This is a genomic window from Pseudomonas sp. NFPP12 (genome assembly GCF_900103205.1).
GTDB classification, from domain to species: Bacteria; Pseudomonadota; Gammaproteobacteria; order Pseudomonadales; family Pseudomonadaceae; genus Aquipseudomonas; species Aquipseudomonas protegens.
Genome location: NZ_FMWW01000001.1, coordinates 391,097 through 405,580 on the forward strand (window position 1 = coordinate 391,097; position 14,484 = coordinate 405,580).

Annotated in this window: 13 protein-coding genes and 1 tRNA gene; 4 read left to right on the top strand and 10 right to left on the bottom strand. The window is 58.7% G+C overall.

The window, feature by feature from the left end; all coding sequences use genetic code 11:
• Window positions 1–3: 3 nt before the first annotated feature.
• Window positions 4–1,152, bottom strand: coding sequence for a MalY/PatB family protein (locus tag BLS75_RS01570; protein WP_011061750.1), 1,149 nt, complete (start codon window positions 1,150–1,152; stop codon window positions 4–6).
• A 514-nt stretch (window positions 1,153–1,666) separates the two neighbouring features.
• On the opposite strand from BLS75_RS01570, the gene BLS75_RS01575 reads away from it, so the two are divergent.
• Window positions 1,667–2,707 (top strand): ABC transporter substrate-binding protein, encoded by a 1,041-nt coding sequence (locus tag BLS75_RS01575; RefSeq protein ID WP_011061749.1) that lies wholly within the window; start codon window positions 1,667–1,669, stop codon window positions 2,705–2,707.
• 105 nt (window positions 2,708–2,812) lie between these two features.
• Here BLS75_RS01575 and BLS75_RS01580 read toward each other — a convergent pair whose 3' ends face one another.
• From BLS75_RS01580 to BLS75_RS01590, 3 genes are all read right to left on the bottom strand, one after another.
• Window positions 2,813–3,694 (bottom strand): helix-turn-helix transcriptional regulator, encoded by an 882-nt coding sequence (locus tag BLS75_RS01580; RefSeq protein ID WP_072450108.1) that lies wholly within the window; start codon window positions 3,692–3,694, stop codon window positions 2,813–2,815.
• A gap of 74 nt (window positions 3,695–3,768) precedes the next feature.
• Window positions 3,769–5,187, bottom strand: a complete 1,419-nt coding sequence (locus tag BLS75_RS01585) for an aminotransferase (protein WP_011061747.1) — start codon at window positions 5,185–5,187, stop codon at window positions 3,769–3,771.
• A 53-nt stretch (window positions 5,188–5,240) separates the two neighbouring features.
• Window positions 5,241–6,341, bottom strand: a complete 1,101-nt coding sequence (locus tag BLS75_RS01590) for a polyamine ABC transporter substrate-binding protein (protein ID WP_072450109.1) — start codon at window positions 6,339–6,341, stop codon at window positions 5,241–5,243.
• Between the two features lie 405 nt (window positions 6,342–6,746).
• On the opposite strand from BLS75_RS01590, the gene BLS75_RS01595 reads away from it, so the two are divergent.
• A tRNA-Cys gene (locus BLS75_RS01595) sits at window positions 6,747–6,820 on the top strand.
• A gap of 398 nt (window positions 6,821–7,218) precedes the next feature.
• On the opposite strand, the gene BLS75_RS01600 is transcribed toward BLS75_RS01595, so the two are convergent.
• The 3 genes from BLS75_RS01600 to BLS75_RS01610 all read right to left on the bottom strand — a co-directional run bounded on the left by BLS75_RS01600 (window position 7,219) and on the right by BLS75_RS01610 (window position 10,012).
• Window positions 7,219–7,671, bottom strand: a complete 453-nt coding sequence (locus tag BLS75_RS01600) for a DUF1090 domain-containing protein (protein WP_072450110.1) — start codon at window positions 7,669–7,671, stop codon at window positions 7,219–7,221.
• A 606-nt stretch (window positions 7,672–8,277) separates the two neighbouring features.
• Window positions 8,278–9,240 (bottom strand): bifunctional GNAT family N-acetyltransferase/nucleoside diphosphate kinase regulator, encoded by a 963-nt coding sequence (locus BLS75_RS01605; protein WP_011061740.1) that lies wholly within the window; start codon window positions 9,238–9,240, stop codon window positions 8,278–8,280.
• A gap of 289 nt (window positions 9,241–9,529) precedes the next feature.
• Entirely contained in the window at window positions 9,530–10,012 is a 483-nt protein-coding gene (locus tag BLS75_RS01610) for a hypothetical protein (RefSeq protein ID WP_065364235.1), read from the bottom strand.
• A gap of 289 nt (window positions 10,013–10,301) precedes the next feature.
• Here BLS75_RS01610 and BLS75_RS01615 point away from each other — a divergent pair, with 289 nt between their 5' ends.
• Entirely contained in the window at window positions 10,302–10,661 is a 360-nt protein-coding gene (locus tag BLS75_RS01615) for a hypothetical protein (protein ID WP_041774288.1), read from the top strand.
• A gap of 235 nt (window positions 10,662–10,896) precedes the next feature.
• On the opposite strand, the gene BLS75_RS01620 is transcribed toward BLS75_RS01615, so the two are convergent.
• Window positions 10,897–11,727: an alpha/beta fold hydrolase gene (locus BLS75_RS01620; protein ID WP_072450111.1), complete on the bottom strand. Its 831-nt coding sequence runs from the start codon at window positions 11,725–11,727 to the stop codon at window positions 10,897–10,899.
• Between the two features lie 235 nt (window positions 11,728–11,962).
• Between BLS75_RS01620 and BLS75_RS01625 the strand changes: the two genes are divergently transcribed.
• The gene (locus tag BLS75_RS01625) at window positions 11,963–12,442 is read left to right on the top strand and encodes a MerR family transcriptional regulator (RefSeq protein WP_072450112.1); all 480 of its coding nucleotides are present in this window, start codon (window positions 11,963–11,965) and stop codon (window positions 12,440–12,442) included.
• Window positions 12,443–12,457: 15 nt separating this feature from the next.
• On the opposite strand, the gene BLS75_RS01630 is transcribed toward BLS75_RS01625, so the two are convergent.
• Together BLS75_RS01630 and BLS75_RS01635 are read right to left on the bottom strand one after the other, a co-directional pair.
• Entirely contained in the window at window positions 12,458–13,462 is a 1,005-nt protein-coding gene (locus tag BLS75_RS01630; protein WP_072450113.1) for an acetoacetate decarboxylase (ADC), read from the bottom strand.
• A gap of 10 nt (window positions 13,463–13,472) precedes the next feature.
• Entirely contained in the window at window positions 13,473–14,303 is an 831-nt protein-coding gene (locus BLS75_RS01635; protein ID WP_072450114.1) for a type 1 glutamine amidotransferase domain-containing protein, read from the bottom strand.
• Window positions 14,304–14,484: the final 181 nt, after the last annotated feature.

Sequence of the window (14,484 nt, forward strand, 5' to 3'; positions counted from 1 at the left end):
GAATCAGCGCCGTTGCAGGCTGTCCTGCAGGCGCTGGATGCCGTCTTCCAGCAAGGCCCGCGGGCAGCCGAAATTCAGGCGCACGAACTGCCCGCAGTCGTCTCCGAATTCCAGGCCGGCGCTGAGGCCGACCTTGGCTTGCTCGAGGAAGAAGGCGTGGGGGTCGTCGAGGCCCAGGGCGCTGCAGTCGAGCCAGGCCAGGTAGGTGCCCTGGGGCGCGTGCATGCGGATGCCGGGCAGGCGGGTCTGCACCGCGTGCAGCAGGTAGTCGCGGTTGGCCTGCAGGTAGCCCAGCAGGGCCTGGAGCCAGGGGCCGCCGTGGGTCAGGGCGGCCAGGGTGGCTTCCAGGCCCAGGGGGCTGACGCTGTCTACCATGCCGGCGCGGGCATTGTTGAAGGCCAGGCGGGTGGCAGGGTCCTGGATGATGGCGAAGCAGGTCTTCATCCCGGCGATGTTGTAGGCCTTGCTGGCCGACATCAGGGTGATGGTACGCCGGGCGATTTCCGGGCTCAGGGAGGCGGTGGGGATGTGCCGGCGGCCGTCGAAGCACAACTCGGCATGGATTTCGTCGGAAATGATCAACGCGCCCTGGTCCAGGCAGGCAGTGGCCACCGCCAGCAGTTCGTCCCGGGGGAAGACCTTGCCCAGGGGGTTGTGCGGGTTGCTCAGGAGCATCGCGCCGGCGCCTTGCAAGGCCTGGCGCAGGGCATCCATGGGGGTGTCGTAGGTGCCGTCGACGGTGAGCTGGAACGGCACTTCGACCTTGTCCAGGCCCCAGTTGCCCGGGGCCAGGCGCAGGGGGCGATAGTTGGGGGTTTGCAGCACCACCTTCTGCTGCGGCTGGACGAAGGCGTGCAGGGCCATGTTGAACCCGGGCTCGACCCCGGGGAGGAAAATCAGCTCGTCGGGCCTGACGCGCCAGGCGTATTTGTCCCACAGGTCGGCGACCACCGCCTCGCGCAATTCGTCCCGGGCCACGCTATAGCCCAGCAGCGGGTGCTCCAGACGCTGGCGCAGGGCCTGAAGGATGCCATCGGCCACGGCGAAATCCATGTCCGCCACCCACATCGGCAGGACATCCTCGGGGTAGCGGCTCCATTTGGTGCTGCCGGTGCCATGACGGGGGTGCAGGGTATCGAAATCGAAGCTCATGAACGGATCTCGTCGAGTCGCGGGGGAGAAAGGAACTGATTCTAGCCTCACCTGGCGCTGAACCGGCCGGCCCGGTTGCGGCTTTTTTACCCCGGCTGTCCTCTAGGCAGCTTTTCCCTTGCCTGTGCCTCACAAAAACCTCGTTTCGCAACGCCCCGGGTTATGGAAACAATGAACCCCTGCATCCGCCTGCCCGACTGCCACGGGCGCTCCTGCGATGCACTGCCGATCGATTTGTTCTTCCTACAAAAACAACAGGGAGCAAGCGATGAACTGCCATTCGCGCATGACCACGGCCGGTTGCTCCGGACGGGTCGCCACTACACCAAACGATCAGGGCCGCAGAGCCCGCAACGGTGATGATCCGGCTACGCGGCCTGCGCCGCGCGAGCCCTTGCGCCGCTGACCAAGACTCGTAGTGCCTGGTGCTGTACCGCCCGTTGCATACGGTCGCTTCCAGGCTCTTGTTGTGCGGGTTCGTGCGGGCGAGCCGGCTTTCTTGAGGATGGGTTTCATGTCCAACACCTTGCGTTGCGGCGTTGCGTTGTCGTGGGTTTTGCTGTGCACCGGGGCTTACGCCCAGCCGCAGAACCTCACGGTCATTTCCTTTGGCGGAGCCACCAAACAGGCTCAGGAGCAGGCCTACTTCCAGCCATTCAACCAGAGCGGGGCGGCCCGGGTAGTGGCCGGCGAATACAATGGCGAGCTGTCGAAGATCAAGGCCATGGTCGATGTCGGCAAGACCAGCTGGGATGTGGTCGAAGTGGAGAGCCCGGAGCTGCTGCGTGGCTGTGACGAGGGCCTGTTCGAACCCCTGGACCTGGCCCGTTTCGGGGACCCGGCGCAGTACGTGCCCGGCACGTTGACCGAATGCGGGGTCGCCACTTATGTGTGGTCGATGGTCATGGCCTTTGCCCCGCAGAAGCTGGCGAAGGCGCCGCAGTCCTGGGCGGATTTCTGGAACCTCAAGGACTTCCCCGGCAAGCGCGGCTTGCGCAAGAGCGCCAAGTACACCCTGGAAATTGCCTTGCTGGCCGACGGTGTGGCGCCTGCTCAGTTGTATCAGGTGCTCAACACCCCCGAGGGCGTGACCCGGGCCTTTGCCAAGCTCGACCAGATCAAGCCCTACATCCAGTGGTGGGAAGCCGGGGCTCAGCCGCCGCAGTGGCTGGTGGCCGGTGACGTGGTGATGAGCGCAGCCTACAACGGGCGCATTGCCATGGCCCAGAAGGAGGGCATGCAACTGAGTATCCTCTGGCCCCAGAGCCTGTACGATCCGGAGTACTGGGCGGTGGTCAAGGGCTCGCCGAACAAGGCCCTGGCCGAAGCCTTCATTCTGTTCGCCAGCCAGCCCCAGGCGCAGAAAGTGTTCTCTGAAAACATCCCCTACGGGCCGGTGCATCGTCAGGCGCTGCCGTTGCTGCCTGAGGCGGTGCAGCGGCAACTGCCGACCTTCGAGGCCAATTTGAAGGGCGCCAGGGCAGTGGACGCGGGGTTCTGGGTCGATCATGGCGAGGAGCTGGAGCAGCGTTTCAACGCCTGGGCCGCTCGCTGATGGAAAGGCCATAGGAGCGAGCTTGCTCGCGAAGATCGTCAACGAAAACGCCGCGTTCACTCAGTGACCGCGGCGTTTTTGAGTGCATCGCGAGCACGCTCGCTCCTACAGGGGGCTTTGGCTGGTCGGTGGGGGCTGGGTCAGCCAGTCGATGAATAGCGCGAACAGCTCGGCCTGGGAGTTGATGGTCAGCTTGGTGTAGAGGTTCTTGCGGTGCATGCGCACGGTTTCCGGGGAAATCTCCAGCACCTTGGCCGTGGATTTTACCGAGTGCCCCCGCAGGATCAGGTGGGCAATTTCGCGCTCGCGAACCGTCAGCAGTGGCTGGCCAAAGCTCATGAACGCCGCTTCGATCTGCTGGTTGAAGTTGGCCGGTGCCGGGGCGGGCAGTTCGTCCTGACTGGCCTGGCGCAACAGCGATTGCAGGCCGCCACTGCCGAAACGGCGGATCAGCTCGCGCACCAGCGGTTCCACCGCCCGCAGCAGCGCCAGGGGTTCGCTGGCGAAGCGCTCGCCGCTCAGGCCCTGGAACATGCACAGGGAAATCTTGCTCTGGGGATCGAGGTCGACGATGTAGTAACTGTCTTCCGCGCCCCCGGTCTTGAGGTAGTAGGTCTTGTAGTACTCGCTGCTGAAGAAGTCGTCCGGGGCGATTTCCGACAGGTGATAGAAACCTTCGGCCAGGCCGTTTTCCACCGCCAGGCAGAACGGATCCAGCAGATAACCGCGGGAAAAGTAGCGGTTGATGATTTCGTCGCGGTAGGCGCCGACTATGCCCCGTTCATGCAGCAATTGCGGTGGCAGGCCCTTGCGTTCCAGGCTGATCATCATCGATTCGATGGGCGTCAGGGCGTTCAGCGCCGTCGCCAGGTGCTGCAGGAAAGTGCCATCGTCCACGCTGCCGAAGGCCTGGGCCAGGCAGGCGTGCCAGGCCTGCAGGGCAGGGAGGCTGAGGGGGGCGGTAGAAGTGTTTGCAGGTGCGCTCATGCCCGGCAGTCTAACGGTCGGGCGCAGGCCCGGTAAGACCCCGGGCCGATATTCGCGCTGCCAGCGGCTAGGGGTCATTGGCCCAGGTACTGGCCGTTCTGGCGCAGTTCGGCGGCGGCTTCGAGGATGCAGTCGCGCAAGGTGGCGACTATTTCGTCGATCTGCTGGCGAGTGATGATCAAGGGGGGCGACATCACATTGAGATGGCCGATGGGGCGCACCAACAAGCCTTTGGCCTGGGCCCGCAGATGGATGCGCTCGGCGATGTTCAGCCCGTCGGGCAGCAGCGCCTTGGTGCGCTTGTCGGCGACGAATTCGACGCAGGCCATCAGCCGCTTGCAGCGCACGCTGCCCACCAGGGGCAGTTCGGCCAGGGTCTGCAGGCGCTGCTCCATATAGACGCCGACCTCTTCGACATGGGCCAGCAGGTTTTCCCGCTCGATGATCTCGATGTTCTTCAACGCCGCGACGCAACTCACCGGGTGCCCGCTGTAGGTGAAACCGTGGGTGAAGCAGCGACCCTTGCCCGGCTCGCCGATGACCTGCCAGATGCGCTCGGAGAAAATGCACGCGCCCAGGGGCAGGTAGCCCGAGGTCAGGCCCTTGGCAGTGGTGATGATGTCCGGCTGCATGCCGAACACTTCCTCGGAGGCGAAGAAAGCACCTAGGCGGCCGAAGGAGGTCACCACTTCGTCGGCGACATACAGCAGGTCGTAGCGCTGGCAGATTTCCCACATGCGCCGGTGATAACCCTCGGGCGGAATGATTACCCCACCGGAGCCCATGATGGGTTCGGCGAAGAACGCTGCCACCTTGTCCGGGCCCAGGGTGAGGATCTTGTCTTCGAATTCCGCTACCAGGAACTCGAGGAAGTCCGCTTCGCTCATGCCGGCCGGCGCCCGGTAGTAGTTGGGGCAGGAGATGTGGTGAAACAGGTCGCTCATGAAGTCGAATTCAGGCGCTCGGTCAGCGGCCTTGTTACCGATGGACATGGTCAGGAAGGTGGAGCCGTGGTACGCGTTGTGCCGCGAGATCACGTGCTTCTTCTCATGCTTGCCGCGACTGTTCTGATAGAACTGCACCAGGCGGTAGGCGGTGTCCACCGCGGTGGAGCCGCCGGTGGTCAGGAACACGTGGTTCAGGTCCCCTGGGGCCAGGCTTGCCAGCTTTTGGCAAAGCTCGATGGCGCTGACATTGGCCATGTCGCAGAACGGGTTGGAGTAGGCCAGTTGCCGCACCTGGTCGGCGATGGCCTCGGCCATTTCCTCGCGGCCCAGGCCGATGTTGGTGCACCACATGCCGCCTACGGCATCCAGGTAGCGGGTGCCGGCGGTGTCATAGATGTAGGCGCCGTCGCCGGCAGCGATATTCAACGACCCCTGCTCGCGGTGTTCGTCGAACATATGGAAGCCGTGCATGTAGTGCGCCTTGTCGGCGGCCACCAGTTTCGAATCGTCGAACTGCTGGAAGAAGGCGTCGGGTTGGATAGCCATGGGCTTCACCTCGGGTCGCAATATGGGGTGGAAAGTCTGTGGGGGCGGGGGGCTCACTTGCCGATCTTCACCATGTTCCAGGTACGGGTGATCAGCCGGGTGCTGGCGGGCGTCTGGATCTTCTGGGTGAACAGCCGCTCGCGGGTCTGGGCATCGGGGTAGATCGCCGGGTTGTCCCGCACCTCGGCGCTCAACAGTGGCGTGGACTTGAGATTGGCGTTGGCGTAGCGGATGTAGTCGCTGACCTCGGCCATGACCTTAGGTTGCAGCAGGTACTGGATAAAGGCATGGGCGCTGGCCACGTTCGGCGCGTCGGCGGGGATATAGAAATCGTCGAACCAGATCAGCGAGCCTTCCCTGGGAATGAAATAGTCGAGCTTGACCGGTGCCCCGGCCTCGTTGGCCCTGGCCTGGGCCGTGGCGTAGTCGCCGGACCAGGTGGCGCTGACGCACAGGTCGCCATTGGCCAGGCCATTGAGGTAGCTGGTGGAGTCGAACTTGCGGATATAGGGGCGCACCGCCATCAAGGCATCCTGCGCCGCTTTCAAATCATCGGGGGCGGCGCTGTTGGGATTGCGCCTCAGGTAAGCCAGCACCAGCGGCAGAATGTCGGTGGGCGAATCCTGCAGTGTCACCCCGCAATCGGCGAAGCGCGACACCACCTTGGGATCGAAGAGCATGGCCAGAGAACCGATGGGCGCGTCCGGCATGCGCTCGCGGACCTTGTCGACGTTATAGGTCACGCCATTGCTGCCCCAGGTGTAGGGCGCCGAGTACTGCACACCCGGGTCGTAGCTTTCCAGGCTCTTGAGCACCTGCGGGTCGAGATTCTGCCAACTGGGCAGCAAGGCCTTGTTCAGCGGCTGGAACACCCGCGCCTTGATCAAGGGCGGCACCAGGGCCGCGTTGAGCACCACCAGGTCGTAGCCGGAGCGCCCCGGCAGCAGCTTGCCCTGGACGGTTTCATAGGAATCGAAGGTGTCATAGATCACCTTGATCCCGGTGGCCTTCTCGAACCCGGCGAGGGTGTTCTCGCCGATATAGTCCGACCAGTTGTACAGGCGCAGGGTCTTGTCTCCGGGCTCCCCGGCCTGGGCCCAAGCCGCCGTCAGTGCCAGAACCACGCCAAACATCGCAGGGAAAGCTGTACGCATACTTCAATTCCGCCTTGAACGTGATGGAAGGAGCCCGGGTCGAGCCGTTGGCGTAACTGTCCGCGAGCGCCCCGGCCCACGCCATAACCCGATCGGGTAGGTGGGCAAACACAGAAGGGGGCAGCTATCTGGATGGGTTTGTGCAATCATCCCGCCTCGTTGGCGAACACCAGGCTGTTCGCCCGACGGATTGGCTCAGCCCGGAAACCTGTAGAAACAGCCCGGCAGAAAAAATCTCGAATAGGAGTTGCCAGGAATGGAAAACACGTCCATAATTGCGACCATTCCTCAGCGAGGAAACGGAAAAACTCTTTAGAAATCAAAGAGTTACGAGATGAAGTTGATCTCGTTAGCCGTTCCAGTTTGTTCGTGTCCAGTGTTGTGTTTCAGGCATTGGACATTTGGGGCCGAGTAGCAAAATGGTTATGCAGCGGATTGCAAATCCGCCTACGCCGGTTCGATTCCGACCTCGGCCTCCACCCTTGAAAACCCCGTAGATTAACGTCTACGGGGTTTTTTATTGCCTGGGATTTGGGTAATCGCTTCCGCAATTGTGGGGATCGATTCTGCAAATAGCCTGTTCTTAGCCTGGCGTTTGAGAGAGCGTTCTCTCCATTGAGTGCGTGACCTGGATGCCATCAAATCGGCCAATTGGATCGTCGATCTGAGGCCAGAAGGTGGCAGCGGTAGCGGTGAAACCCTGAGTTGTTCAGCTTGCGAATGGAAGGGGGCTGAAGTGATTCATATGTAGGCATGAGCAAGGTAGATACAAATAAAATAATATCTTTATAGCGCAGTTCGGTGACCGAGTGATCGGTCACCTTCAGGCATAAAGGCTATTACAGCGTTGTTTATCTGAGATTAAACGTTGCTCGCATCAACTAGGTTGTTGCTCCAATGACTGCGCCTGCCTTAGTTCAAATTCGGCTTCATCCAATTTTCTCTGCTGCTTGGCGATTTTGCTTGGTTTACCTTTAAGCTGTGCCTCTTGCAGCTTTTCCTTGCTTTTTTCTACTTTGCGCTGCTTTTCCGCCACTTGAGAATGCCGAATCGGTGCATACGATGGAGTGGCAGAGGGCGTGGTGGATTTAGTCGCAGAGGTGTAATCGTATCCGGTATAGCCATTTTTGTAGCCGTCGTAACAATAGGTCTGCACATTGGTCAAGGCGCGATTCAACCCGGCAATGCGATGAATATTGCCATAGTGAGTTGCATACTCGAGTTGTGTTCTGATTTTCTGCTCTTTTATTGCACAGTTTGGTGTCGCCAATGAGAGCGAGGAATACACAAGTAGTGGTAGTGCTAGAAATAGTGAGTGGTGTAGTTTCATAGCAGAGTTCTCCTTTCAGCGGGCTAACCCACAGATCCGTTACTCCTGTTTTTTCAGACAAAAAAATATAAATGTGTCAATGGCGCAATCATATTTTTCATTAAAATAGGAATATTCTTATATGATGGGATATTCCATATTTAAAAATTATCAGCATGTTTTTTATGTTGCAAATTTATTACAAAATACCCCGCCATAAGCAATCCAGCGAATATGTCACGAGGTTTTAATACCCTCGGGGTGAGCGCTTTTTCTGTATCTGGAAAACAGCATGTCCACTCCTTAGACGATCGGAAGGGATCGCTGCACCAGCCAAGTCGCTGTAGCCGGCGACATCGGTTCGCATGGTTCGAAGGCGGTGGCCAGGTACATGCCAAGTCTGCATGCCGCGGCAACCTGAATAACCCGGGTTTTCAATCGAGCTCTTGAGTTGTAGCGACGAGATGCGGAGCGCCTGAGGGAGATCTGCTCGGCACCCTTTGGCACCAGTATCACGGGCACCTATTGGAGGTGTCGAAGCGGTGGGGTGCTCACGCATGGAGCGCGAGGCGCCGTCCTCTGGGAAACGCTCGCGCTTGATGGCCGAACACTAAGCAAAGGGCGCACTTACAGGTGGAAATCCCCCGCAGCCTCCGGCTGGTAAAGCACTTTCCTGATTTCAATCCGGCGGGTGCGATCAGAGATTCGCCAGTCGATGGTGTCCCCCTCCTGATAGCCAAGGATGGCGGCGCCTATATCGGAATAAACCGAATGCTTCCCTGCGGTGCTGTCCGCGTCTTCAGGGTAGACCAAGGCCACTTCGATCTCTTCGTCGTCCAGTTGCAGCAAGGCCCTGGAGTTCATCGTGATGACGTTGCGCGCCACCTGCTGGGGCTTGACGACAATGGCTCGCTCAAGCTCATGTTCGAGTTCAACAATCGTCGGGCCTTGCTCGAACACGATCAGGCTCTCGAGCCTGGCCTTGTCGATTTCAGTGATGTAGATCTCAGTGGAGTCGACAACGGTACCTTTGCGCAAGAACTGGAGATAGCGCTCGGCCGTCATGGAAAAAGACTTCAATGTCGGCGTTTCGCTTTCAAGCACAAAGCCGCTGCGCTGAAAGGCTTTCAGCGAGCGCGTGTTGTCCGGGTGGATCTTGGCGATGAGCTTCTCGGCCCGCATGTCGAGGAAGGCCAGTTTCATGCCTTCGCGGATGGTGCGGGCGCCCAGGTTCCGGCCCCATTTGTCGCTGTCTCCGATGACCAGGACTATCTCGCAATTGGCGCCGGTCTTGACCAGACGGACAAAGCCCACCGGGGCGTCATGCCGGTCATAGGCCATGAAGAACCGGCCGTCCCGGTTGAATAGATGGGTCAGGATCGGCAATTGAGTCCGATCGATGACTTGTTCGATGGAGCGGGAGACGTGACGCGAATCGCTCAGAAAGCAGGTAACGCGCTCATCCTCCAACCAATCCATCAATGTCAGCGCGTGCGCCCGAGTAATTTCAGGGCACAGTGTAATGAAAGGCTTGTTCATCTTGACCACACTTATCTGTAAAGAATGGAAGCCTTTCATGGCTATGGTCATGACGGTTCTTCGGCAACCGCGCATTTTAAGATATACCGCGAGGAATGGCGAACATCCCGGCGTGTTCGATGAAACCATCGTTTTGCCCCAGGATCCGGTCCAGAGGTTCGCCGCAGGCTGCTCCATCAGATGTATGTGGATGTCCGGGCATGACCGGGCGTAACAGTTTCAGTGCTTTGGATCATGTGGCCGAACCCGCTTTTGGGGCGGTTTCGAGAGTTTCGGCCTGCCAAGGCCCGTCTGGCGGCGTTTCAGCGCAGTGAATCTAAAGATGCCTGGCCGGGCCAATCTATTCGTGAAGCGTGTATTTCCCGTTGGCTGCAATAAAATCTTGAAAGCCTTTGATAAAGGCTTTTCTTGTGCCAGGTAGTATTTTTTTTAGAGCCAGAAAATAAAGATAGATAGGCGTCGCGTCCCCAGTGCCTTCCTCTATCCAGCACTCTTCTGTTGCAAAGCAAAAAAGTACACAGCGTATGAGGTTCGCAAAGTCTTCATCTGATTTACGGTGCTGTTGCTCTACCGTCCAGAGTTCTAGTACAAGCCTTCTCCGGAGATCCCCATCGCTTTCTATAGGTTCTCGCTGGATGCTTTTTTCGATATATGGAATCAGCACTTTCAACTTAGGGGTGGAAATGCTAGCAAGTACACCGCCGTCGATCAGGCTGAGCAAATAGCGTGCGTACTGACGTGTTATTTCACTGAAAGGCACGCTCGCTTCAAGTAACGCCTGTTCAAGGTAATCGAACTCTTGAACCTCCAGGCTATCAATCATCATACAGCTCCATCTTTTACTCTTGTCGTGCAGCAGCAATCGGCCGAAAGCGGTCAGTGCAGATTCAGGTAGGGGGTCGAGGTCCTATTCTCCCTACCCCGGTTGCATTTGGCGAGCTGGGTGTTATGGGGGGGCGAGGCCCTGGGCTGGTAAGCAGATAGCTAAGAACAACTACTCATCACAGAGGGCAATGACCCGCAGATGGCCGCCCCTGCGCATCGTGCAGCTCGGGCGCCGTCGATGTTGGTTAGAATGGCGTGTTGAAGTCTACTGCTCGCAAGGAAACCCAATGAGCACTGAAAAGCCAGAGCCTTTGCTCATCCTTCAAAGGTTTTTAGATAATGTTTATGTGAAGGCTTCGAAAAGCCAGAATGTTTTACTCAAAAGAAATCATGGCCACTACACATACGCGAATGGAATACTCTTCGTCTACGTGACGATCTTCCCTAAAGAGGTTGAGCTTGTTTTTGAAAGCAAGCAGGTAGGTAACGGGGTTTTTAGTATTGTTTTGGATATGTGCATGTCCAGTGGAGAAGTACTGGCTGGCAACCTGCTGTCTCTGAATGGGAGATGCGAGGAGATCAGCACGGCATTGGCCTCGCAAGAAGATTGGGTGTTGGCCCTGTTGTTAAAGTGCTTGGGCACCTGAGTCTTTTTCCAGAGCGTGGACACCGCAGGCGTTCCGGTTTGCCGGTTCGCGTGCGCCGAGTTTATGCAGTGACCGCTTCTGGCTGTGGATTCAACCGGTCGATGCAACAGATTGGCTAAATCGTTCGGCGGGTGTTTCGTAGTCCAGTGTTTTCCGATGGCGGCGACTCGGTCTTTGCTCCGGAGATTTACTGGTTTTAAGCCAGCAAGGGCGGGTCTTTACCCGCCCCAGTGGTTTAGTTACGCACGAACGCCAGTAGATCAGCGTTAATGGTATCGGCGTTAGTTGTCGGCATTCCGTGGGGGAAGCCGGGGTAGATTTTCAGGATGCTGTTTTGCAGAAGTCCGGCGGACAGAACTGCGGCATTTTCATAGGGCACGATCTGGTCATCGTCCCCGTGCATCACCAGTACGGGGATCTTGATACCCTTCAAATCCTCGGTGAAGTCGGTCTGAGAAAACGCCACGATCCCGTCATAGTGTGCCTTGGCACAGCCCATCATGCCTTGTCGCCACCAGTTCCACACGATGCCCTCGGACGGTTTCGCACCTGGGCGGTTGTAGCCGTAAAAAGGTCCTGCCGGAACGTCGTAATAGAACTGTGCGCGGTTGGCTTTCAGTTGGCTCTGCAGGTCGTCGAAAACCGATTTCGGCAAACCGCCAGGATTGTTCGCAGCCTGAACCATCAGCGGCGGCACGGCGCTGATGATGGCGGCCTTCGACACCCGGTCTTCACCGTGGCGCGCGATGTAATGGATGACCTCACCCCCGCCTGTGGAGTGTCCGACATGGACGGCGCCTTGTACGCCGAGGTGGTCGACCACGGCGGCGACGTCGTCGGCATAGTGATCCATGTCGTGGCCGTCCCAGACCTGGCTGGAGCGCCCATGCCCCCGTCGGTCGTGGGCAACGACCCGATAGCCGTGGTCCAGGAAAAAGAGCATCTGCGCGTCCCAATCGTCTGCGCTGAGCGGCCATCCATGATGGAAAAAGATGACCTGGGCATCACCTGGCCCCCAGTCCTTGTAAAAGATTTCAACACCGTCCCGCGTAGTGACGTATCCCATGTTCGTATCTCCCGAGTGAAGGTATGGCCTCGACCGACTCGAGATTCGGCCTTGGCCCTGATGAACGAAGTGCAGCCCATTCCATAGGTGTTGCAGAGGCTGTGTTTGTCGATTGATCTGCGTCTACCCATGGGCCCATGACGGTGGAGCAATGCATTGAACCTGGGCAGCTTGGCCGCTTTATGACTTTAGGTTTAAAGTCAACTTCAAGGTCAACGGTTTTTAGGGGTGAGGTATGAGAATTGGTGAATTGGCGAAAATCAGCGGGTTGGCGCCTTCTCGCATCCGCTTCTATGAGGCCAGTGGCCTGATCAAATCGGTCGAGCGCAAGGCAAATGGATATCGCGATTACGCACCGGATACCGAATGGGTTCTCGAGATCATTACCGGCGCCCAGGCAGCGGGCTTTTCGTTGGATGAAATCCGCCAGTTGATGCCGATGAATGCCAGTGGCTGGCAACACGATCAGTTGCTGGGTGGCCTCAAGCAAAAGGTCGAGGAAATTGAAGTCCTGCAGCAGCGGCTGGCCCAGAACAAGGAGCAACTGCTGCTGGTCATCAAGGGCATCGAGGGCAAACCCGAGGGCATGGCGTGTGCGGACAATGCGCAAATGCTGATCAATCGTTTGCGCGAAGAGGGCGTGGCGCTTGCTTCGGGCAAACGTGCGGCAGGGGCCGCCAGGAAGAGAACCACCCGCCAGGCGTACGGGGCCTGACGGGCACCCCAGCTCTCAGCGCTCGCCAACCAGCGTAGCGAGCGGTTTTGGCGCATAGAGCGCGCTCTGGAACTGCGGTACGTATTCGTACTTCAGCAGTTTCCCCAGCTTCAGGGAGCGGATGTAGTTCGACAGGCTGCCGTCGCCCAATGTGAGGATGGCCGCATCGGCGTCACGGCTGGAACCGTGCCTGAGCTGGCGGGAAACAGCGTACCCGTAGGCCAGTTGGCCCTGGTGATCGAGGTTGGTGAAACTGTTGGTGATGATTTTGACACTGCGGGATAACTTCTCGAGCTTTTTCGCGGTGAAGGAGAGGTCCAGCTTGCCGGTCTGGCTGTCGGTGATGTCATAGACCACCGATTGCGCACTCTCTTTGCGGTCAATGCCGGTCAGCCACTTCGGCAGGTTATAACCGACGACACCGCGTACCCGTGCCAACTCTGTATTGACCGGCAACTTGAGCACGTAGCCCCAGAAGTCTCCCGAGATTGACTGGCCAATCAATGTGAGCGGACCCAGGTTGGCTTTGCCGGGTTTGTTGGTGATGATCGACACGGCCACCTCGTTGTAGGCGTCGTTATCGCAATGCTCGTAGGTATACGCGGTGAACGCTATCAGGCCACGCCCCGGCCAGATCTGCAGCGGTTGCACCGTTGCTGCCAGTTCGGGCGGCATCAGCGCCCGGAGCCGGTCGAGGTCGGCCGTGTAGACAGCCGTAACCTGGCTGTTCTGGTAGTAGAAGTTGGGCGAAAACGACTGGAAGCCTATCTCGACCTTGTTCTTTTCCAGGCTCTTGAACCAGCTCAGATCAACGCCTGGTATTTCGGCGGCGATTACCGACAGTGGCGGGTTGGACCGAAAGCGGTCGTAGAGACCGCCTTTGACGACGGGCACCTGATGGCCGGCGATATCGATGAGGGTGGTGTCGGTCGGACTGGGCATTTCAGGCGTCTCCGCCAACGCTGCGTTGGCAAATGGGTTGAACAGCAATGCAGTCGAAAGCTCGGTTGCGAGTTTCAGTCGCTCTTTTTCAAGGGGCCGGGATCGACCCTGGGGGGCAGCGAGTTACGTCGCTCGCGCAGAGCGCGGCGGTCACGGCTTCAGCTACGGCCCGAGGCGATTGCGGGTTCTGGCCGGTCACCAGCCTTCCATCAGTCAGGGCAAAGGAAGTGAACGGCAGCCAGCCCTTGTGGTAACGCGCGCCCTGGCTTACGAGACGGTCCTCAAGGAAGAAGGGCACCTGGCTTTTCATTCCCGATAGCCACTCTTCGCGATCAGAGAATCCGGTGATGTTTCTGCCTTTGATGATCAACCGGCCCTGGTCATCTTTCAGATCCAGGAGGCCCGCTACGCCATGGCACACGGCTGAGACGATGCCACCCTGGTTGTAGATGGTTTCGGCCATGCGCCGCAGATCAGGGTTGTTGGGGAAGTCCCACATGACCCCGTGGCCCCCGGTGAAATAAATGGCGCTGAAGCGGGAAGGGTCCACATCAGCGATCGGCAACGTGTTCTGCAGCCGAGCGCGAAAGGTTGCGGACTGCAAATGCTGCCGGGCGGCCTTGTCCATGTACAACCACCCCAGGCTCCGCTCGTCCAGAGGCACCGCGCCCCCTTTGGGGCTGGCAAACACTGTGGTGTAGCCGGCAGCCTCCACCACATCGGTGAAATGTGTCAGCTCCGTCAGCCACAACCCGGTGGTATCGCTGCGTGAGGGATAGCTGGCGTGGTTGGTCATGATCACCAGTATCTGGTGCTCCCTGGAACCTGCCATCGAGGAATTGGGCTGAGCATTGGCAATCGTCATGAAAGCACCACCTATCAATATCAATACACAGGAAACAAGGGGCTTGATCATCATTCCGGCTTCATCAGGCGAGCAGTTCGGCGCATGCTCACCTTAAACCTGGCTTTAAGGTCAACCCCGCGACGGCAAATAATTTTTGCGGATACGCTCGTACTTCTGCTTGACCCTCAACCTGACTTTAACGCTAGCGTCTGATGCGCAAGGGGCAAGGCAATAACGCACGTTATCAATCCAG